Annotated in this window: 14 protein-coding genes; 9 read left to right on the top strand and 5 right to left on the bottom strand. The window is 47.2% G+C overall.

Annotated features, from left to right (window positions below; translation table 11 throughout):
- Nucleotides 1-9: 9 nt before the first annotated feature.
- From PRU_RS11945 to PRU_RS11935, 3 genes are read right to left on the bottom strand one after another with little or no spacing between them, the layout of a single operon-like run.
- Nucleotides 10-1,260 carry a hypothetical protein gene (locus PRU_RS11945; protein WP_013065645.1) on the bottom strand — a complete coding sequence of 417 codons (1,251 nt, stop codon included), beginning with the start codon at nucleotides 1,258-1,260 and terminating at the stop codon, nucleotides 10-12.
- 17 nt (nucleotides 1,261-1,277) lie between these two features.
- Nucleotides 1,278-2,492, bottom strand: a complete 1,215-nt coding sequence (locus PRU_RS11940) for a DUF4249 domain-containing protein (RefSeq protein WP_013064550.1) — start codon at nucleotides 2,490-2,492, stop codon at nucleotides 1,278-1,280.
- 1 nt (nucleotide 2,493) lies between these two features.
- Nucleotides 2,494-5,448 carry a TonB-dependent receptor plug domain-containing protein gene (locus tag PRU_RS11935; protein WP_224083049.1) on the bottom strand — a complete coding sequence of 985 codons (2,955 nt, stop codon included), beginning with the start codon at nucleotides 5,446-5,448 and terminating at the stop codon, nucleotides 2,494-2,496.
- A gap of 235 nt (nucleotides 5,449-5,683) precedes the next feature.
- On the opposite strand from PRU_RS11935, the gene PRU_RS11930 reads away from it, so the two are divergent.
- Both PRU_RS11930 and PRU_RS15890 read left to right on the top strand, forming a co-directional pair.
- Entirely contained in the window at nucleotides 5,684-6,283 is a 600-nt protein-coding gene (locus PRU_RS11930) for a hypothetical protein (protein WP_013064055.1), read from the top strand.
- Between the two features lie 17 nt (nucleotides 6,284-6,300).
- Nucleotides 6,301-6,726: a hypothetical protein gene (locus PRU_RS15890; protein WP_148214893.1), complete on the top strand. Its 426-nt coding sequence runs from the start codon at nucleotides 6,301-6,303 to the stop codon at nucleotides 6,724-6,726.
- A gap of 534 nt (nucleotides 6,727-7,260) precedes the next feature.
- On the opposite strand, the gene PRU_RS11925 is transcribed toward PRU_RS15890, so the two are convergent.
- A complete protein-coding gene (locus tag PRU_RS11925; RefSeq protein ID WP_041386185.1) occupies nucleotides 7,261-7,704 on the bottom strand; it encodes a hypothetical protein in 444 nt (147 codons plus the stop codon).
- 164 nt (nucleotides 7,705-7,868) lie between these two features.
- On the opposite strand from PRU_RS11925, the gene PRU_RS11920 reads away from it, so the two are divergent.
- From PRU_RS11920 to PRU_RS11895, 6 genes are all read left to right on the top strand, one after another.
- Complete coding sequence (locus PRU_RS11920; RefSeq protein WP_013063423.1) at nucleotides 7,869-9,806, top strand: glycoside hydrolase family 97 protein; 1,938 nt, start codon at nucleotides 7,869-7,871, stop codon at nucleotides 9,804-9,806.
- Between the two features lie 8 nt (nucleotides 9,807-9,814).
- The gene (locus tag PRU_RS11915) at nucleotides 9,815-11,629 is read left to right on the top strand and encodes a glycoside hydrolase family 2 protein (protein ID WP_013064703.1); all 1,815 of its coding nucleotides are present in this window, start codon (nucleotides 9,815-9,817) and stop codon (nucleotides 11,627-11,629) included.
- Nucleotides 11,630-11,650: 21 nt separating this feature from the next.
- Nucleotides 11,651-13,999 carry a glycoside hydrolase family 3 C-terminal domain-containing protein gene (locus PRU_RS11910; protein WP_013063906.1) on the top strand — a complete coding sequence of 783 codons (2,349 nt, stop codon included), beginning with the start codon at nucleotides 11,651-11,653 and terminating at the stop codon, nucleotides 13,997-13,999.
- A 96-nt stretch (nucleotides 14,000-14,095) separates the two neighbouring features.
- The gene (locus PRU_RS11905; protein ID WP_028906611.1) at nucleotides 14,096-14,515 is read left to right on the top strand and encodes a DUF3836 domain-containing protein; all 420 of its coding nucleotides are present in this window, start codon (nucleotides 14,096-14,098) and stop codon (nucleotides 14,513-14,515) included.
- Nucleotides 14,516-14,632: 117 nt separating this feature from the next.
- On the top strand, nucleotides 14,633-15,478 hold the full coding sequence (locus PRU_RS11900; RefSeq protein ID WP_013063370.1) for a DUF3737 family protein: 846 nt from the start codon (nucleotides 14,633-14,635) through the stop codon (nucleotides 15,476-15,478).
- Nucleotides 15,475-16,680, top strand: coding sequence for a MalY/PatB family protein (locus PRU_RS11895; protein WP_013065675.1), 1,206 nt, complete (start codon nucleotides 15,475-15,477; stop codon nucleotides 16,678-16,680). The genes PRU_RS11900 and PRU_RS11895 overlap by 4 nt, the downstream gene beginning before the upstream one ends.
- 18 nt (nucleotides 16,681-16,698) lie before the next feature.
- Here PRU_RS11895 and PRU_RS11890 read toward each other — a convergent pair whose 3' ends face one another.
- Nucleotides 16,699-18,732, bottom strand: a complete 2,034-nt coding sequence (locus tag PRU_RS11890) for a hypothetical protein (RefSeq protein WP_013064962.1) — start codon at nucleotides 18,730-18,732, stop codon at nucleotides 16,699-16,701.
- 101 nt (nucleotides 18,733-18,833) lie between these two features.
- On the opposite strand from PRU_RS11890, the gene PRU_RS15730 reads away from it, so the two are divergent.
- Nucleotides 18,834-21,644, top strand: a complete 2,811-nt coding sequence (locus PRU_RS15730; RefSeq protein WP_013065725.1) for a family 43 glycosylhydrolase — start codon at nucleotides 18,834-18,836, stop codon at nucleotides 21,642-21,644.
- Nucleotides 21,645-21,740: the final 96 nt, after the last annotated feature.

Raw genomic sequence — 21,740 nt, 5'->3', positions numbered from 1 at the left:
CTTCCAAATTTATTGTGGAAATTCGTACACTAAATACTGCGTGTTAGGCTCTGTGGGGTAGTTGGTGAGTCGACCAGAACGTGTGATGAACGACAGTATACCGTTATTTATCCCATTGCCAAAGGTGTACATGTCGCCATAGATGTTGATATAATGGATGCGGCGGGCATCATACTTCAGTAGGCGATCAATGTCGATAACAGGCATGCCGTCTATCAGTACCGTAGCTGGCCAATAATTGTTGTATCGGTCGTCTTCTTTACGTACAAACAGCTGTGTTACGCCATTACTCTTCTTGCTTCGTACGCATTGAACGTACTCAATCAGCACCTCTTTAATAGTGAGAAACTGACGGTATTCGTCGAGATTGTATGTCATGTCGGGCTGATTGCCAAATACCGTTGGGTCGTAATCCATTGGCACACCATCTTCGGCAGTCTCATCCGAATAGTCGCCCAGTTGCAGTTCGCGTTTGGCGGGGGCAATAGCTATCTGATGGCGCTGCATGGCCAGTGAACGTTCCTCTACTTCGCTGCGTTTGTAATGGAATACAAGATGTGGAAGTTCCTTGGGCAGTAAGGTGACAAACGGACTGATCATCTCAATGGGCAGACTCATACCTGTGAGTGATGCGGCAGAGAGAACCAATGGTTGCTTGCCGTGAATGCCGTATGTGTAGAACACGGCTGTAGAGTCGTTCTCCATCTTTCCTTCAAAATAGTGAATCTGTTTGCCTACGATGCTTAACGACGGACGAATCTGTTCACCATTAAAGGTACGCCCGTTATAGGTGTTGTTGATGCGTGCCCTGATGATATGTCCTTCGGTTTCGCGGGTATCTGTACCTTTTTTGTTTATCAGCTTTGCTGTACCATTGGCTTCTACCCAGCTGCTGTCGCTTGATAGCCACTCGATATCGTCATCTTTGCTCTTGTGGAGCGGGTTGATGATGGCAACAAGTTGGTTTGATACCTGAGCGCTGTGGCGGGTATATACCGATAGTGCATAGTAACCGCTATGCAAGTTGGCTGGCAGTTCAATGGTGCCTGTACCTTTATGGTTATGGATGCTGATAGTGGTGCCTGCGGCCAAACCCTGCGTATCGCACAGTTCGGCATAGGCTATCAGGGCATCTTGGTCTGTTACACTTACTGTCATCTGCTCGCCTGCCAGATACCAGGTGCGATCAGTTCTGAATTCTGCGGCAAAAGTGTTGTGTGCCAGCAGAATAGTTGCTATGAGTGATATGATTCTGTTCATCTTTGTTATCTTTGTGATTATTCAAAAGGTGGCATATAGTCGGGCTTGGTAGTTGTTGCACCACTCAAGCGTACGTCAAAGTCGGCAGGATAAGCCCACCATGTGGTTAGCGGCTGCTGAATCAATCGCTTATCATCCCATATATAGAGAATCAAGCCCTGATATACCATTTTCTCGCAATCAATTTCTGTGCAGTCTTCTAATTTTATGTATGGACCAGGCTGGGGAACCTCTCTGTAGATATCATGCCCATCAATGTACACACGTTTGCTGACCGTATTCAGCGAGCAGCCCACAAAGCCTAACGCTCTTTTCGACGAGGTGGTGCAGCGAATGTTGCTGGGTAGGGCTGATGGCTGGGGGGTAAACAATCCGCCCATCTCCCATCCGGCTTCAACACATGCCTTATTGTATTCGTATTCAGCCTTGCTGATGGCGCGTTGGGTTACTTCATTACAATAGTTCCAAGCTATGCGTTCATTTTTGTATGAAATATCCAGTAACTGGTATTTTGTGAATTTTCCACCAACATAATGAGCTGTTGATTCCGTTAGAATGGCTTTACTATCCGCAGTCTTCCACCCCTTTTCTGGATAAAGTTCGTCTTGGGGTATGTCCATCGCTTTTTGGGCTTCCACGTCGTAATATATAGCTGTATGGCGCTTTGGCCTAACTTCCCAGGTTTCGGTATATTCCCATGTGTAGTAGGCTGTCTGTGTTGGATCATCAGGCTCACCTGTGGTCAGCAGAATCTGGATGTCCTCCAAATCGCCTTTCTGATAGTACTCCAGCTTCTCGATGTCGGGTGTGTGGAGTGGCTTTTCGGGATTCGACTGATAGATGTCGCCATCGCATTCTATCCTTACATAGTATGATACGTTTGGATCCAGCGCAGGAGTGTTACAACTGTAATAGCCAGAATCCTGTATTGGGCATTCGTATTCAGAACCATCGGTACCACAGATGGTAACTTTTGCATAGTAAACAGTCTGCGCATCCCAAGTGTAACTGTTGTTTACATAATAATAGTCGGAACTATGATCGTTGGGTGGAATAGACCTTGTGATATAGAACTCGCTTTTTTCGTTCGAACGGATGGTACCGTTAACCACTAGCAGGTTCGTTTCGCTCTCAGGCAGATCGGCTTCGTATTCCTCCACGCATCCTGTCAGCATGCAGGCACAAATCACGATGAAATGGGCGATTTTTAAAAGTGATGATATCCTTTTCATATTAGTTGAATCGTACGTTAAGTGAGATATAAGGGATGGCTGTACCGAATACCGATAGCTTGTAGCCCTTGATGCTTGAGCCTTCGGTAACATAATAGATGTTATAGGCATTTTTGCGGGCAAGGGCATTATACACACCGATTGAGAACGAGGTGTGGAAGAATGCTGTCAGCCTATGAGTTGGCTCGATGTTGAACGCCAGGTCCAGACGTGTATAGTCGGGAATGCGATAGTTGTTGCGCTCAGTATAGTAGGGCAGGTAGTAACCTAACTTGTTGTTGTAGAACTGGCCTGCAGGTACTGTGGTTGGGCGACCAGTGGCATAGTTAAAGTTGCTCGAGAAACTGTAACGCTCTGTAATCTTATAGTTCAGCACAGCTTTTACCTCATGTGGTCTGTCGTATTCCGATGGATACCAGTCGCCGTCGTTCAGGGGCGTTGCCACGCGCTTGTCGTCCTGGCGTAACAGTGAGCGTGAGTAAGTATAGCTTACCCAACCATTTAGCTTACCATATGGCTTCTTGGCTTGCAGTTCCACGCCGTAGGCCTTTCCTTTTGTAGGAATCACATCTGTTTCCAGGTGTGGATTCATCAACAGCACAGCCGAACTGCGATAGTTCAGATAGTCGCTGATGTGCTTGTAGTACGTCTCAGCCGAGAACTCGTAGTTCTTGTCGGGTGTCTCGTAATAGATACCTGCAGCAATCTGCCAGCCGTTCTGGGGCTTGATATTCAGATCCGACAGCTTCCACATATCGGTAGGCGACATGATAGAGGTGTTAGAAACCTTGTGGATATACTGGTGCATGGTGTTGAAACCAGCCTTAATCGAGAAATTATCCTGTATGGCATAACGTGCCGAGAAACGGAACTCGGGAGCCTGATAGGTTTTGATGATACCTGTCTCATGACGTGTCTCTAACAAGGTTTCCTGCGATGGCAGTTCCTGGTCGGCATAGATATTCACGTCGCGCGGACCAATGGCATTGAACATTGAATAGCGTAAACCTGCCGAAACCGACAATTTCTCGGTCAGCGAATGTTCGTAGTCGATATAGGCGCCGCTCTCCAAGGCTTTCTCTTTCTGTAGCTGGTCTGGATTGACATACGATTCCTCGTTTAAAGGTTCGTACTTGCCGCCCTGTACATCGTAATGCTGAACAGACAGACCGTAAGACAGACTTTGCTTCTCATTCAGACGCTGGCGGATATGTAGCTTGGCCCACAGCTGATCGATGCCGAAACTCAGTCGGGCAGCCATCGTGGGTTTGGCCTTTTCGTCGTTATAATAGTCGTAATGATCCAATCCTGCTGAGAGCGTGGCAGTTATCTTTTCGTTCAGGATCGATCGCCATTCGGCTGAGAAGTTGCGGTTCTGATAGCCGTAGCTATCGTCGGAACTGAACGAAAACTTATCTTTACTCAGATAGCCGAATATCTTGAGGCGATGCAGGTTGTTAAGTTTCCAGGTAAACACGCCGCCAAAGTCATAGAAGTTGGCCTTACCGTTTTTGTAGCCGCTTTCCTCTGGCAACTGCTTCAGAATCCAGTCGCTATAGGTGGTACGGGCATTCAGCAAGAGCGACACATGATCTTTTACGATAGGTATCTCAAGATTGGCCTTGCTGGTAAGTGCGCCGATACTGGCCGAACCAGTAAACTTACGCATGTTTGCCTCTTTCGAGTTCACTTTCAGCACACTACTTATTCTGCCGCCATATTCTGCGGGGATGCTTGATTTAAACAGCTCCACATCCTCGACCGCATCTGAATTGAACGATGTGAACAAGCCGAACAGATGCGTTGGATTATATACCGTGCCGCCATTAAACAGTATCAGGTTCTGATCGGTGGCACCACCTCGTACGTTATATCCGCTTGAGGCCTCGCCAACGGTTGTTACACCAGGCAGCGTAAGCACTACCTTCATAATGTCTGATTCACCAAAGGCCGATGGGATATTCTTCAGTAGTTGGGGCTTGAACTTCTCGGCGCCCATCGTGGTACTTTGTACTACCGACTGGCGACCTGCTACAACTACAATCTCGGCCAGTTCCTGATCGTCGGCAAGGCTTGCCCTTGCTTTCTTGGCGCCAGGAACAATATAAGTTCGTGTATTTGCCGAACCTGCTGATATCGACAAAGTATCGCTATCAAGTACGGGAATACCGGCGATGAGCGAATCAACAGGGATGTTTTCTATCGAAACAGGAAGTGCATTGTTTTTCTCTCCTTCTGGTGCCGTTTCTGGTCGCAAATGACTCGTGGCGATTTTCTTCTTCTCGGCGATGACACTTGCTACCACTTTTGCAAGGCTTTGCTCACGTTTATATTTAGTAAAGGTAAGATGTTGCTGTTTGGCAAACTGCTTAATTTGCTTTTTCTGTTCAGGAAACAGTGCTGCCACATCCTTAGCACGTTTTACATGATATGTTTCACCATCAGGTGTAACGAGTGTATAGTGTTCGTGATCGCTTAGGTTTTTAAGTATCTTCCTTTCGCCAAAGGTCTTCTCACCGTTATAGTGCTTCCACATACTATGATAAAGTTGTACGCCATTGTTGCTGCCGTCACAGAGTAGGGCTGCAAATCGGGTGCTGTCTTCTGGGTCGTGTACAAATCTGTAGCCGTCCATCTCAAACCAGTCGATATGCTGCTGGTCGGGCAGACAGCAGATACCTGCTTTGGGCGATAGCACAGATACGTGCTGTTTCATCAGGTCGAAGCGCAACTCAACATCGTTGTAAACTACCCCATAATAGCTTATTCGCCCTTTATACATATTTGTATTACCTTTATAATAAGGAATGTCGTACCATCTTGATAGCTGATACTGAGGTCCGACAGGCCCAATATACAGGCGAGCATAGTCGGAAGCCGCAGAGAAGTAGTCCTGAGCTTCAGTGTGCTGTACAACAAGCGTCATACAGGCCAATAGTAATAATTCTTTTTTCACGTCTTTATAGATACACAATAATCATTTGGTTGATGCATTTTTAGAACTAAGTTCTAAGTATTAAATGCAAAAACAAGCAAAACGTTGTATTGAGACCTTAAACTTTAACATAATTTTGCAACTAGGCCGGGTGAATAATGAAAGTTTGTTAAATAAATACCTCGCTATGCAAGATTCTGCCTATTGTTGCATTCTAAGAATAAAATAACATTCAATCATATAACAACCAAACGGTATGAAACGAACGATAGAAATGATTACAATGACGCTGATAATCATAGTTGTTGCGGCGTTTGTTGGCTCAACATTAATGGGCTGTGGAGGTGACGATGATAGCATAATAGCTATCAGTAACGATGATGGTGTGCGTGGCGGCGAGGTTTACAATCAATGGGGGAAACCAGAAACAGACCCTTCCGACCCTTTGGCCTCATTCTTCCAAGAAGAACTGCATGCTCCTTATTGGGACGGCCAAGGTAACGAATATAAAACCTTTTTTGACCATGGCGATTATGACAAAGAAATATGTTTGATGATCAATAGCCGTCAGGAGTTTCAGCAAGCCTATATGGGTAGTAAGCCGCTCCCCGATGTAGATTTTAGTAAATATACCCTACTTATCGGCCGAACCTGGGGTAACGACGGATCGTTCTCGCTTGGCGAGATCGCTCTCAAAGACAAAAAATCTTATTATGAGCTGCAAACCAAGTTGCTTCACCACGTTGGTGGTTTTGCAACTCAAGCTATCATCGACATCTACTTTTGGCGTCTTTATCCCAAGCTTGAAAAGAAGAATATTGTGATGAAACGTACTGTAGAGAATGTTATGGACTAACCCCAAAAAACAGAAATATGAAACAGGCGGTTTTTTCATTAGTCATCTTGTTATTGGCTTTATGCGGATGTAGTAGCGACGATGGACTTTCGTCTGTAAAAAAGTCGGTTGTAGGTAGCTGGCAGTTAGTTGAGCGGATAGACGGCTTCTATCCGTCGACCCAAAGTATGCCTGTCAATACCAACAACATCATGGAATTCAGAAGTGATGGCACCGTTGTTAACATCGTGGATGGCGAACAGATAAGTGAGATGCCTTATTGGCTTAAGCCAACAAATCTAGGGGATGATAGTTATTATTTGTGTTACGCCCCCGATATCGATTACTCGCAAAGTACTGGAGGTACAACATTAAGAGTAGAAGGCGACAAGCTAACCATCCACTCGTATGGCTGTTTTGCGAGTACTATTTGTGTTTATCGCCGCTTAAAAGTTCGCAGTTAGCCTACATGCCTACATAAAAACGCTCAAAACCCGCATATATAAAGGATTTCTTGTACTTTTAAGCCTACATAAAGCCCCACAAAAGCCTACATAAAGCCTACATCATTTCTACGTGATACCTACATGTTTTAACATTTATACACGGGGTAGAAGATGGTTTTTGTCTGAATAACAACTTTTATCCTTAATACTTGTTGTAAAATTCTCTAGAGAATTTTGCGGTTTCCTAGGCAGTTAGCAATCTTTAGTACGGCACTTAGCCAAAAATTCTCTAGAGAATTTCGCAATTACCCTTACTACAAATTATTGCAGGTACGTTGAAAAGTAACTTTTTGCTCGGCAGGAAGCCACTTCTTGTGCCTCAAGAAGCTACTTCTGGCCTATCAAAAAGCTACTTTTTGTGGATTTTATGTAGGAATCATGTAGGCTTTATGTAGGCTTTTGTGGGGCTTTATGTAGGCTTGGACAACACGAAAACGCCCATAAACACAGTTGTTTTGAGCAATTTTATGTAGGCATGTAGGCAATATGCGATTATTTTATTCGCTTAAATACGAATGTGGCTGGAATATGGTCGCAGAAGTAGAAGCCGTAATAGTGAAGTTTTAGTCGAGTACTTGTAACCTCATAACCGAATGGCACTTCATCAATCTTTAGAACAGGATAGTTGGAATAAGTAGTTTCTTCAGAAGAAACAAGAGTCAACTTAACTGGTGTACTCGGTGTTGAGGCGTTCTTCTCGTCTTCGGGAAAAAGAATGGTTCCATCTCCTTTAATCTCAATCGTATAATCATTTGGAATATCCTTCTTCCATGCCTGTTGTCCATCATCACCTAGTGATCCTGGTCCATTCTGTACTTCAAGCAAACGCCATCTGCCATAGAGACCTTCCCCTTCGAATTCATCACTCGAACAACCAGTTATGCTGATGGATAGCAGCATAACAGCAAAAATCTGTAAAAAACAATTCTTCTTCATACTTATAGCTTTTTTATGTTTGTTACTGACAAGATAATGAGAGAAAGTAGGAATCCTTGTATGGTGAAGTGTATTTTTTACAATTTGTTAACGTTGGGGGACTTTTAACGTTGGTAGATAATTCGTATCTTTGCAACCAAAATATCAATATTTTCTAACGAACTATGATCAGAAATGTTTTTTTGGTAGCCGCTTTGTTGGCTACAAGCCTCTGCCAGGCAGAGGAGGTAAAGGTGAAATCACCAAGTGGAAATCTGGAAGTTACAGTGAACGATGAGGGTGGCAAGGCTACCTATCAGGTATCGCTCGATGGTAAGCAGATGGTTACCAAGTCGAACTTAGGCTTGAACACCAGCATTGGTGATTTGACTCAGGGCTTGAAGATTGTGGATAGCAAGACCGAAGCTGTGGCAAAGCAGTATGATATCCGTACCGTTAAGGCTTCGCACATTGATTACAAAGCCAACAAACTTACATTAACACTCGAGAACGAACAGAAGTTGCAGATGACTGTTACCTTTATGGTAGCTGATAACGATGTGGCTTTTAAGTATGGTATTGCCAAAGCTCCACGTGGCATGCAGCGCACGCTGGTTTTTGGCGAGGCTACCAGCTTTAACTTCCCTGATGGCACCACCACATTTATCACACCACAGATTGGTCCTAAGACAGGTTGGGCAAATACTAAACCCAGCTACGAAGAGGGTTATAGCGTTGATGGCCAGCTGAACGAGAAGTCGCACTATGGTCGTGGCTACACCTTCCCTTGCCTGTTCCACCTGCAGGATGGTTGGGCACTGGTTAGCGAGACAGGTACCACTGGCGCATATTGTGGCACACATGTTTCTGATTATCAGCCTGGTACAGGCTATACCATCGCTTTCCCCGACAAGGGCGAGAATGGTGGCTTTGGTTCGGAGTTCGTAGCGCTGTCGTTACCTGCCGAAACACCTTGGCGTACCATCACCGTAGGCTCAACCCTGAAGCCTATCGTTGAGACTACCGTGAGCTACGATGTGGTTGATCCACTCTACGAGGCCTCTGAACAGTATAAGGAGGGCCGTTACACCTGGAGCTGGCTTATCTGGCAGGATGGTGCTACCGTTTATAAGGATCAGGTACAGTTTATCGACCTGGCTGCGGCTATGGGCTACGAGTACTGCTTGGTTGATGCCCTTTGGGATACCCAGATAGGTCGTGACAAAATGGTGGAACTCTCACGTTATGCACAGAGCAAGGGTGTAAGCCTGATGCTTTGGTACAACTCTAACGGCTATTGGAACGATGCGCCTCAGGGCCCACGTAACTGTTTGAATACCTCGCTGGCTCGTAACCGCGAATTCAAGTGGTTGCAGCAGATTGGCGCGAAGGGCATCAAGGTTGATTTCTTTGGTGGCGACAAGCAGGAAACCCTGCAGCTTTACGAGGATATCATGGTTGATGCCAACCGTTACGGCATTCAGGTTATCTTCCATGGATGTACCCTGCCTCGCGGTTGGGAGCGTATGTTCCCCAATTACGTAGCCTCTGAGGCTGTGCTGGCCAGCGAGAACGTGTTCTTTGGAGAGGGCGCTGCCATCCACGAGCCATTCGACCTTACCTTGCATCCATTCTGCCGCAATGCTGTGGCATCGATGGACTGGGGTGGTGTGATTATGAACAAGTATCTGAGTCGCGACAACAAGAGTCGTCACTCTCGCAAGACTACTGATATCTTCGAGATTGCTTCAGGCATTACCAACCAGACTTCAATCCAGTGTGTGGCCATGTGTCCTAACAACCTGCAGGAACTGCCTCAGTTCGAGCTCGACTTCCTGAAGACATTGCCTGCTACATGGGATGAGACACGCTATATTGATGGCTATCCTGGCAAGTACGTGGTTCTGGCCCGTCGCCATGGTGCTGATTGGTACATTGCAGGCTTGAATGCCCAGAAGGAACCACTCAAGCTTACACTCGATCTTTCGATGTTGGCTGGCAAAACACCAACTATCTATGTAGATAACCAGAAGGGCGAGCCTACCATGGGTACCCTGAAGGTTGATAAGAAGGGCAAGGCTAAGGTTACTATCCAGCCCAATGGTGGATTAATCATCAAATAACAAATGATATGAAGAAATTACTAACTACTATGTTGCTGGCTGCAAGTGGTGTGCTTGCAGCTTCAGCCGCTAACGAGCCCCTGCCATTAATCCAGAATGTGCAGGCATATGAGAGTTGTTCGCTGAATGGCGATTGGAACTACATTGTTGATGTACAGGAAGAGGGCTATTACGACTATCGTATGAACCCTATGCGTAATGGTTTCTTTATCAATGCCAAGCCCCAGAAACCTGAGGATTTGATTGAGTACGACTTCGATAAGTCGCCAACCATGAAGATCCCTTCTGACTGGAATACGCAAGACGAAAAGCTGTTCTTCTACGAGGGAACAGTTTGGTTTAAGAAAAGTTTCCAGGCCGTGCCTATGACCGAATGCCGCACCTTGCTGTATTTTGGCGCTGTAAACTACGATTGCCATGTATGGGTGAATGGTAAGAAGGCTGGTCACCACGTAGGTGGCTTTACCCCATTCAACTATGATATCAGCGATTTGCTGAAGAAAGGCGAGAACACCGTGATTGTCAAGGTGGATAACAAGCGTCATGCCGAGGATGTGCCCACACAGATTTTCGACTGGTGGAACTACGGTGGTATTACCCGCGACGTGAAGCTGGTAAAGGTCCCCATGAACTATTTGGAGAACTACGACCTGCAGCTGATGAAGGCTGCCGGTAAGGCCAAAGTGAGAGAGCTCGCCTTTTCGGCTAAGATGAACGCCAAGGAGGCTGGTCATCAGGTAGAGGTGTATATTCCTGAACTGAAGTTGAAACAGCAGTTCACTACCGATGCCGAAGGCAAGGTGAGTGGTATCCTGAAGGTGGCTGCTAAGAAACTGCAGCTCTGGTGCCCTGAGACCCCCAAGCGCTATGATGTGCAGCTCACGCTCGATGCAGGTATGGTTGCTGATTCTATCGGCTTCCGTACCATCGAGACACGTGGCAAGCAGATTCTGCTTAACGGTAAGCCTATCTTCCTGAAGGGTATCTCTATCCACAATGAGAAACCCAATGGTGGCGGACGTGCCAACAGTGTTGAGGATGCTCACACGCTGCTTTCATGGGCCAAGGAGTTAGGTTGTAACTTTGTGCGTCTGGCCCACTATCCTCACCACGAGGAGATGGTGCGCGAGGCTGAGCGTATGGGTATCCTGGTATGGAGCGAGATTCCTGTTTACTGGACCATCGCCTGGACTAATCCAAACACCTTTGCTAATGCCAAGCAGCAGCTTACCGATATGATTGCCCGCGACCATAACCGTGCTAATGTGATTATCTGGAGTATCGCCAACGAAACCCCACACTCTGCTGAGCGTGATAAGTTCTTAGGTGGTCTGGCCAAGTATGCCCGCACACTCGATAACACCCGTCTGATTTCGATGGCGATGGAGGTTACTGGTGCCTCGAACTATGTGAACCGTTTGAACGACAACATGAACGAGTATGTAGATGTGGTAAGTTTTAACCAGTACATCGGTTGGTATCGCGATGTAAACGATGCACCAAAGATGAAGTGGGTGATTCCTTACGACAAACCTGTGATTATCAGCGAGTTTGGTGGCGGTGCCCGTTACGGCTATCATGGTGCCAAGAACCAGCGTTGGACTGAGGAGTTCCAGGAAAATCTCTATAAGGAGAACACTGCTATGCTCGATAAGATTGAGGGCTTGGCAGGTACCACACCTTGGATTCTGAAGGACTTCCGTTCGCCTCGTCGTGTACTGCCTGGTGTGCAGGACTACTATAACCGTAAGGGTTTGGTAAGCGATAAGGGCGAGAAGAAGCTGGCCTTCTACGTGCTGAAGAAGTGGTACGAGACTAAATAATAATAAATAAGGTATTATCCAATGAAAAAGGAACTTAAGACTATTGGCAGTTGGGCTATGATGGCGCTTGCTGCATTAATTACAAGTTGTAACACAGCAACAGACATGGAACAGCAGATTGATGAACTCTACCAGAAGATGCCTCAGGAGGAGCGCATCGCACAGCTGAAGAGTATGTATATGGACGAACTCTTTGATGCTGACGGCAAGTTAGATACAGCCAAGTGTAAGGAACTGATACCTTATGGTATTGGTCATTTCTCACAGTTCTGCATGCAGCAGCCTCGCGATCCGAACGAATTGCGCGATCGTGCTGTGGCTATTCAGGACTGGCTGATGCACCATACACCCAATGGTATCCCCGCCCTCTTGCACGAAGAGGTGCTCTCGGGTATCAATACCTTAGGTTCCACCATCTATCCCCAGCAGATTGGTCAGGCTGGTTCGTTCAACCCTGAGTTGGCTGAACTGAAAACACGTCAGACCAGTACGCAATTGCGAAAAATGGGTGGTATCTTTGCCCTGTCGCCAATGGTGGATGTATGTCGCACCCCCAGCTTTAATCGCTTGGAGGAGTCGTATGGCGAGGATGGCTACCTGTCGGCTGTGATGGGTACCGCTTTTGTAAACGGCTTGCAGCAGGGCGACTTGAAGAAAGGTGTTGGCGCCTGCTCTAAGCACTACTTAGGTTATGGTGGTGGCGGCGATGCCGACGAGAAGGAGATGATGGAAGAGATTCTGTTGCCTCACGAGACTATGATTCGTTTGGCTGGTAGCGTAGCTGTTATGCCAGGCTATCACGAGGTGCATGGCACAAAATGTGTGGCTAACAGCGAGATTCTGCAGGATATTCTGCGTGGTTACGTAGGTTTCGATGGTATGGTGGTGAGCGATTATACCGCTATCGACCAGATTCCAAATATCGACAGCGCAGTAGAAAAGGCTGCTGCTGCCATCAATGGTGGTAACGATGTCGACTTCCCCTTTGGTGCCAACTACCAGCTTTTGCAGGAGGCTATCGATAAAGGTCTGGTTAAGCCCGAGGTGCTGGAGCGTGCCGTGAAGAATGTGCTGCGTATCAAGTTCCGTATGGGATTGTTCGATAAGGATGCTTATCTCTACTCGAAGGAGGATATCAAGCTTGATACTCCCGAGGAGCGAAAGACGGCTTACGATATCGCTACCCAGAGTGTGGTGCTGTTGGAGAACAATGGGGTGCTGCCACTCAAGGAGGTGAAGAACGTGCTTCTTACTGGTCCTAATGCCAACTCTATCTGGGCTATGTGTGGCGACTATACCTATCCTGCCATGTCGTACTTCTGGAAGAAGGTCGACTATAAGTCGGAGAATCCTCACATCGTGAAACTGCTCGAAGGTATGCAGAACCACAAGCCCGAGGGCGTGAACGTGATGTATTCGCGTGGTTGCGATTGGACCGAGGAAATTGAGACTAAATATGGCGAGCTGGGCGATGCACGTGCTTGGGAGTACGAGTTGCTGCACCGCAAGGTGGATGCAGGCGAAAAGGCCGACAAAGCCGAAGCCCTGCAGATGGCTAAGAATGCCGATGTGATTATTGCTGCCGTGGGCGAGAACGTGATGCTTTGTGGTGAGAACCGCGATCGTCAGGGCCTGCGCTTGCCAGGTAAGCAGGAGCAGTTTGTTGAGGAACTCATCCAGACAGGCAAACCTGTAGTGCTGGTGATGTTTGGCGGTAGAGCTCAGGTTATCTCTGGCTTAGCCGAGAAGTGTGCTGCCATCATTCAGGCCTGGTATCCAGGCGAGGAGGGTGGTAATGCTGTGGCCGACATCCTGTATGGTAAGGTATCGCCATCGGCCAAGCTGTCTGTCAGCTATCCTAATGTTGAGATCAACGAGCCTATCTGCTACAACTATGCTGCCGAGAAGGATGCACGTGTTGCATGGCCCTTCGGTTATGGTTTGAGCTATACCACCTTCGAGTATGCTAACTTAGAGGCTACAACCGAGGTTACTACCAAGGACGAGAGCTTTAACCTTACCTTTGATGTGAAGAATACAGGTAAGGTGGCAGCCGATGAGGTGGCACAGATCTATCTCTCGCCTGCCGATAAGAGTCGGCAGATTCGTCCTATCCAGCTGCAAGGCTTTGCCCGTGTATCGCTGAAGCCAGGTGAGAGCAAGAAGATTAGCGTGAAGATGTACACCGAGCAGTTAGGTTATTATACCCATGATGGTCAGCGCCAGTGGAACATCCAGCCAGGCAAGTATATCATTAAGGTAGGCGCATCATCGCAGGATATCAAGCTGCAGCAGGAGATAAATCTGAGTGGCGAAGCTGTTAAAATGCCTTTGAGAAAGTACTATTTCTCAGAGGCAAAACAGATTTAACCTAAAGATAACATTACGATAACTCAATGCTTGTGCAACTTTTCGTACCTTTGCAACGTCAAACAGATAAAAATAACAATTTAAAACGATAAAGGTATGAAAGCAATCATCACAGCAGCAATGGTTATCGCCATGTGTCTTAGCACTGTTAGTTCGTATGCAGCTAACAATCAGAGTGAGGCTCAGAAGGTTGAGTATCGTTATGAATACGATGAGCAGGGTCGCCTTGCCTTCAAGGAGATGCTGAGCTGGGATGAAGCCACACAGCAGTGGCAGAAGAGCAGCCGCCTGACTTATAAGTACTTTAAGAATGGCTACAACGAAGAGGTTAGTCAGTGGAATGCCGATAAGCAGACCTATGATATCCCCTCGCAGGTAACGCTCTACCGTTCGCAGGCTCCTAATCTTACAACGGTTAAGACCTATAAGATGAACGAGGCACACGACAACATGTATCTCACCAGTCGTACGGTAGTCATGGAACCTTTGGATGCTTATTTGCTCGCGTTGAAATAAATTCTCTCTCTTTAAATTATAAAAACCCTTAAAGGGTAAAAGAATCCGTGGTCAGTTTATACTGATTACGGATTTTCTTAGTAACTTTGCACCCGAATTTATAATAATACAAAAACAATGGAACTAATTAGAGGTAAGGAATTTGGAGGCGAGAGGCCTCTGTTTGCCGCTCATGATTTGAGATTAGAAGAGATTACAATTGTAGATGGAGAGTCTGGTATCAAGCAGTGCCAGAACATGGAATGTTACGATAGCAAGTTCTATGGAAAATACCCTTGGTGGCACGTGGATGGTGCTAAAATCGAACGCTGCTATTTTGCACCTGGTTCGCGTTCGGCCATATGGTACACCAACGATCTGGTGATGAAGGATTGTACGATTGATGGCCCTAAGTTCTTCCGTGAGATGAAGAACGTAGAGCTGGAGAACGTGGTGATTAACGATGCCGACGAAACTTTCTGGAAGGTAGATGGCTTGAAACTGAAGAATGTGAAGCTGCATGAGGGAACCTATCCCTTCATGTTCTCTAAGAATATCTATGTAGATGGATTGGAGAGTGATGCCAAATATGTATTCCAGTATTGTGAGAATGTAGAGATTCACAATGCTAAAATTATCACGAAGGATTCGTTCTGGGAGTGTGAGAATGTGACTATCTACGATTCTACGCTGGATGGTGAGTACCTGGCTTGGCACTCTAAGAATGTGCGCTTGGTTAACTGTCATTTGGCTGGCGAGCAGCTGTTGTGCTATGCACAGAACCTGGTACTTGAGAACTGTACCTTTGACGCTGCTTGCGACCGTGTGTTTGAATATTCAACCGTTGAGGCCGACATCAAAGGCCACATCGAGAACATTAAGAACCCCACCAGCGGCCACATCGTTGCCGACAGTATAGGTTCGATTACTATCGATGAGAACGTGCGTGAACCAAATAATTGTATTATAGAAACAAGAAAATGAAATACGATTTTGACGAATTGGTAGAACGTCGTGGAACGGGATGCGTAAAGTGGGATGCAGAAGCCCCACGTTCAACGGGGGGCTGGCTTCCGCCAGGGGGCAATTCCGAGTTTAAGGAAATAATTCCTCTTTGGGTGGCCGATATGGACTTTAAGGCTGCCCCGGCTATTCTGGAGGCCGTTCGTAAGCGTGCCGAGCACGGTGTGTTTGGTTATGCTGTAGTTGAGGATGATTACTACGAGGCTGTTATCTCGTGGTTCCAGCGACGCCACGATTGGACTATCCATCGCGAAGAAATTCTCTATACCACAGGTGTTGTTCCTGCCATGAGTGTGGCCATAAAGGCACTCACCATGCCAGGCGAGAAGGTGCTGATTCTTTCGCCCGATTACAATTGTTTCTTCTCGTCAGTCCGTAACAACGGCTGCGAGGTGCTTGAAACAGCCTTGAAGCGTGTTGGTGATACCTTCGAGGTTGACTGGCAGGACTTTGAGGCCAAATGTGCCGATGAGAAGACTACCGTTTTCCTGCTTTGCAATCCTCATAACCCCACAGGACGTGTGTGGACTAAGGCCGAGCTGATGCAGATGAACGATATCTGCTTGAAGTATGGTGTAAAAGTGGTTAGCGATGAGATTCACTGCGAACTGATGATGCCAGGCTATCAATTCCAGCCGTTTGCGGCTGTGAACGAGGCTTGTCGTCAGAATAGTGTTATCCTTAATTCGCCTTCTAAGTCGTTTAATATTGCCGGTTTGCAGGCAGCAAACATCATTTGTTCGCAGCCTGCATGGCGCCGCCGATTGGATCGTGCTATCAATATCAACGAGGTGTGCGACTTGAATCCCTTTGGTCCTGTGGCGCTGAAAGCTGCCTATAACGAAAGCGAAGACTGGATAGATGAACTGAACCAGTACCTCTGGGGAAACTATCAGCTGCTTTGCGAGTTTGTAGCAGAAAACATCCCCCAGTGGAAGGTTTGCAAATTGGAGGGCACCTATCTGCCCTGGGTAGATATCTCGGCCATGAATATCACGTCGCAGGCCCTATGCGATAAACTGCTTGATGAGGCTAAGGTATGGCTTAATCCTGGCACGATGTACGGACCTCAGACGGGCGAGGGCTATGTGCGCTTTAACATAGCTACCCAGCGTTCACGCCTGAAAGAAGCCTTGGAAAGAATAAAGGATGCACTCGGTTGAGTGCATCCTTTATTTATGTTAGTTAATCAGGAATATCTTAGTCAAACCATTGTAGGTTGCCTTAATAGTGGCGCGGCCTTCTACGATTTTACTAATCTCGAACTTTACTTCAGGTACATCTGATGTGGCAACAATGTTTGAGTTGTCGCTCATTTTACCATATACCTGATAGCGAGTCTGGTCGGTATAGCCGTTCAGATTAGTAAAGCGGATAGGTGTTGTGGGCATGACTAACTTCTGTCCGTCAACCTCAATGTTTACCTGAGGCACAACAGGAGCTTCGAACTTATCGCCAGCCTTTGAGAAACCGATACCGTGCAGGTCGAACAGTCCCTGAGGGCGCTGAGGTCTGCGTGGGCCCCACTGTGGGCGTATAGGCGCTTCGATTTCTGCACCATCAGCCACCAGATAGATAGCGTGCTTACCTGTCAGTCCTTCGACTGCAGGTGTGCTTACCTGGTAAATCTTAGCGGTGCGTGGTGCATCGGCTGGAATATCTAGTACGGCAATCTCTTCGCCCTTCCATGGGTTATCCAGACGTACGTGAATCTTAAAGGCACCATGTCCGCCTGGAGTTAGGTTCAGATTCAATGTGGCGCCATCGCCTTTACTGATGCCTTTAAAGGCCTTGATGCCCTTGGTGTCGGCTTTCAGTCCGCCAAAGCCAAAGTACTTAAAGCCTACAATACCAGTATTGGTAATGCCAGCCAGGTCCATCGAGTTGTTCCAGATGTCGTGGTTATCCTGCATCCAGTCGTTGCTGTTGGTGCCGCCAGTCATAAAGCAGGCGATACCAGCCGAATAGTACTGATATGGGGGCAGACCGAAAATCTGGAATCCCTCTGAAGTTACTTCGGCACCAGTATATTCTGTGCCATCGGTAGCCTTGGCTGTCCAACTGTTATCAGCAGCATATGGATCGTAACCGGTAATCTTTACGGTACCGCCTTTAGCTACAGGTTTCTTGTCCCAAGTAATCTTAACAGGGGCTACCATTGCCTGACGGGCATAGCCGAAACCACGTGGTGGACGATGATAGAATACGTACCACTGACCGTTAATCTCCTGCAGCGAGCCATGGGTGTTGTGGGCGGCATTGGTGGTAATCAGCTTCGAACCGTCTTCGCCAGTTACTACACCACGCGAGTCAACCAATACACCACCAGAGCGCCAAGGACCTAATGGTGAATCACCAAAGGCATAACGCAAGGCTGAGTTGGTAGAGCCCTGTCCGTAGTCAGGACCGCTATAACCAGAGAATACCATCACGTATTTGTTGCCTACCTGACGGATGCTCGAAGCCTCGAAGAAGTTAAACTCGCCAGGATTCTGTCCTTTATAGAGGGCTGGATACTGCGTGCCCTCTGGGTCGCGAACCTTACCGTAACTGGCCGAAGCGGGGATAAAGTAATCGTGCAGCTCAGTGCCTGGGCGCATAGAGTACATGGTGTTCTGATCCAGCTCACATGCGGTTGAATGTTGGAAACCATAGAATACGTAGGCACGGAAGCCTTTAGCGTAATCCGGATCCTTTTTGTTGGTAACTGGCTCGATGAATACTGATGGGTCGAAATCAATCAGTGAGCCAGGCAGGCACTTGCGACCATCCTCGGTGAGATTGATAGGGGTGAAGGGACCGTTGGGGCGGTCGCCCTTACAAACCATGGGCACGCGCTGCCAGCCACGAGAGTGGGGATACAGATAGTAGGTCTTCTTACCTGTGGCCTTATCCTTTACCTCAACCAGATCTGGGGCAAACATGGTGTCCCACTGACCGTCAACATAATGGGTAAAGATAGGACCTTCGTCGCGCCATTGGCTTAAGTCCTCTACAGGTGCCGACCACATGCGGATATCGCTACCGCAGTAGGCTGTGTAGTTGGTGTCGTGCGAACCGATAATGTATGCACGGAACTTTCCTGGCTGATCGGGATCTTCAAATACACGAGGTTCACCGTCAGGCAGATGCTCCCAAAGCGGGAGGTACGGATTCTGTGCCTGAGCCGATAAAACAGCCAGCAACAGAAGGGGTAACATAAAAAGTCTTTTCATATAAATATGGGTTGGGTTTTGTGAAAATTGCTTGCAAATTTAGTAAATTATCTACATTTATGCTGTTATTTTTAAAGGAAATGTTTAACTTTGCAACATATATGAAAGTAATTGTAACTATTCTGGCGTCTTTGTGTATTGCATCGATGCACGCAGCCGACTTTAACATTAAAAGTTATGGTGCCCAAAACGACACCACAGTACTCTCTACGCATGCTTTACAACAGGCCATCGACGCTTGCTCTGCTGCAGGTGGTGGTCGTGTGGTGGTGCCTGCTGGTATTTATAAGATTGGTACCATACAACTAAAGAGTCATGTACACTTGTATTTGGAACAAGGAGCCACGCTCTATGGTAGTACCCGATTAGAGGATTATATACCGATGAAATCGGACTATTTGTCGCTTCGAACACAAACTACCACCATCCAATTGATTTATGCCGATGGTGTGCAGGATGTGTCGATCGATGGCTTTGGTACCATAGATGGTCGTGGACGGGCCTTTAAGAAACTTTCGTGGAACGATGAGGGTATCACCCGTCCGCATTTGATTCGCTTTATCCAGAGTCAGGACATCCTGGTGCGTGGTATCACCTTGCGTAATTCGGGCTGCTGGATGCAGCACTACTTGGCTTGCGACCGCTTGAATATCGATGGAATCAAGGTTTTTAATCGTAATAACTATAATAACGATGCGCTGGATATCGACGGCTGCCATGAGGTGATTGTGCGTGGTATGATAGCTGATAGCGACGACGATGGTATTACACTGAAGAGCACCTCGCCTCGTCTTTGCGAAAACGTGCGTATCAGCGATTGTGTGGTATCGAGTCATTGTAATGCCGTTAAACTCGGTACTGAGACCAATGGCGGTTTCCGTAATATCAATATCAGTGGTATCGTGGTAAAGCCCAGTTACAATCAGCAGGAAAAGTTCTTCGGACAGTGGATTGGCTCGTCGGCCATCTCGCTTGAGATAGTGGATGGCGGTGTGCTCGAGAATGTGAATATTGCTGATTTCACCGTCGAAGGTACCGAGTCGCCTATCTTTGTGCGTTTGGGCAATCGTGGACGTGGCTACAAAACTGGACAGCATATCGATTATGTAGGTTCGATTGATGGTGTACGCATCAATAATATTCAAATCCGAAATGCCGGTTCTATGGGCTGTTCGATTACAGGTCTGCCAGGCTATCCTGTTCGTAATGTATGGATATCTAATGTGTCTATACATCATAAGGGAGGGGTGAAGAAGGATCAGTTGACAGAAATTGCCGATTCCATCGCTAATGAGAAGGCTGCTGATTATCCTGAGGCCACCATGTGGGGTAATCTGCCGGCAAAAGGTTTCTTTGTGCGTCATGCCCGTAACGTACAGTTCTCTAATATCCATGTATCTACTGTTGATGAGGATGTTCGCCCTGATTTTGTGGAAGTAGATACCGAGGGATGGGGCGATCAGGGTGACGGAACGTATCGTAATCCTGTGCTGAATGCTGATTTTTCCGATCCTGATGTGATTCGTGTGGGCAACAAGTTCTATATGGTGGCTTCTGATTTCCACTTTATGGGTATGCAGGTGCTGGAGAGCGACGATATGGTGAACTGGCGTTATATCTCCCAGATTTATCGCCGTTTTAACGAGCCTGGCTGGGATGCCAACCTGCATTATGCTGGTGGCTCGTGGGCACCTAGTATCCGTTATCACAGCGGCTTGTTCTATGTATATTTCTGTACACCCGATGAAGGTCTATATATGTCAACCGCCAGCAATCCTGCGGGCCCATGGGCGCCGCTGCATCTTGTAAAGCGTGTGGCTAAGTGGGAAGACCCTTGCCCGTTCTGGGATGAAGACGGACAGGCTTATATAGGGCGTAGTCAGCATGGTGCAGGTCCAATCATTGTGCATCGTATGTCGGCCGATGGCAAAACACTGCTCGATGAGGGTAAAACGGTGTATGAAGGACCTATTGCCGAGGGAACTAAGTTTATGAAACGTAATGGCTGGTATTACCTTATTATTCCCGAGGGTGGTGTCGGCACAGGTTGGCAGACTGTTTTGCGTGCTCGCAATATCTATGGCCCTTACGAGCGTCGTATCGTGTTAGAACAGGGTTCAACTGGCGTTAACGGCCCTCACCAAGGTGCGTTGGTAGATGCACCAGATGGCTCCTGGTGGTTCTATCATTTCCAGGAGACACCAGTACTAGGGCGCGTGGTTCATCTGCAGCCTGCCCGTTGGGAAGCTGATTGGCCTGTGATAGGTGTCGATTATGATAAGAACGGTATAGGCGAACCTGTGGCTGCTTGGAAAAAGCCTGTTTCTTCGGTAGGAACTGCTGGTTTCCAGACCTGTGACGACTTTAATGATGCATTAGGACTGCATTGGCAATGGAATCATAATCCGGTTGATACACATTGGAATCTCACTGATCGTAAAGGCTGGCTCACACTCAAAGCCATGCCTGCCGATAGCTTGAAAATGGTCCGTAATATGCTTACTCAGAAGGTGGTTGGCTATCAGAGTGAGAGCACAACCAAAGTAAGCATTAAAGGCGACAGTTATGCAGGACTTTTCTGCTCAGGTAAGTTGTTCTGTGGGGTAGGATTGTGTAAAGATGGTGTGTTTATCGAGTTTGGTGGACGGCGTAAGCTTATCGCCAAGGGTAGCTATCAGGAAGTATGGTTCAAGGTAACTAATGATTGCGAGCAGAATCGCCACCTATTTTATTATAGTATAGATGGAGAGCATTATCAGCCTGCGGGCTCGGCATTCGCCATGAGTGGTGGTTATTGGAAAGGTATCCGGGTGGGACTGTTTAACTACATTCCTACAGGCGAAACGTCTGCTAAGAGCCAGACATCTTCGTATGCTCAATTCGACTATTTCAATCAAAAATTCGCCCAATAGTTTGGCTGATTGCTAAAAATCTCGTACCTTTGCACACGAAAGAACACGCGCCCTGATAGTTAAATGGATATAACAAGGTCCTCCTAAGACTTAGTT

The sequence above is a fragment of the Xylanibacter ruminicola 23 genome, from assembly GCF_000025925.1.
GTDB classification, from domain to species: domain Bacteria; phylum Bacteroidota; class Bacteroidia; order Bacteroidales; family Bacteroidaceae; genus Prevotella; species Prevotella ruminicola.
This window is presented reverse-complemented; position numbering and strand designations above follow the sequence as displayed.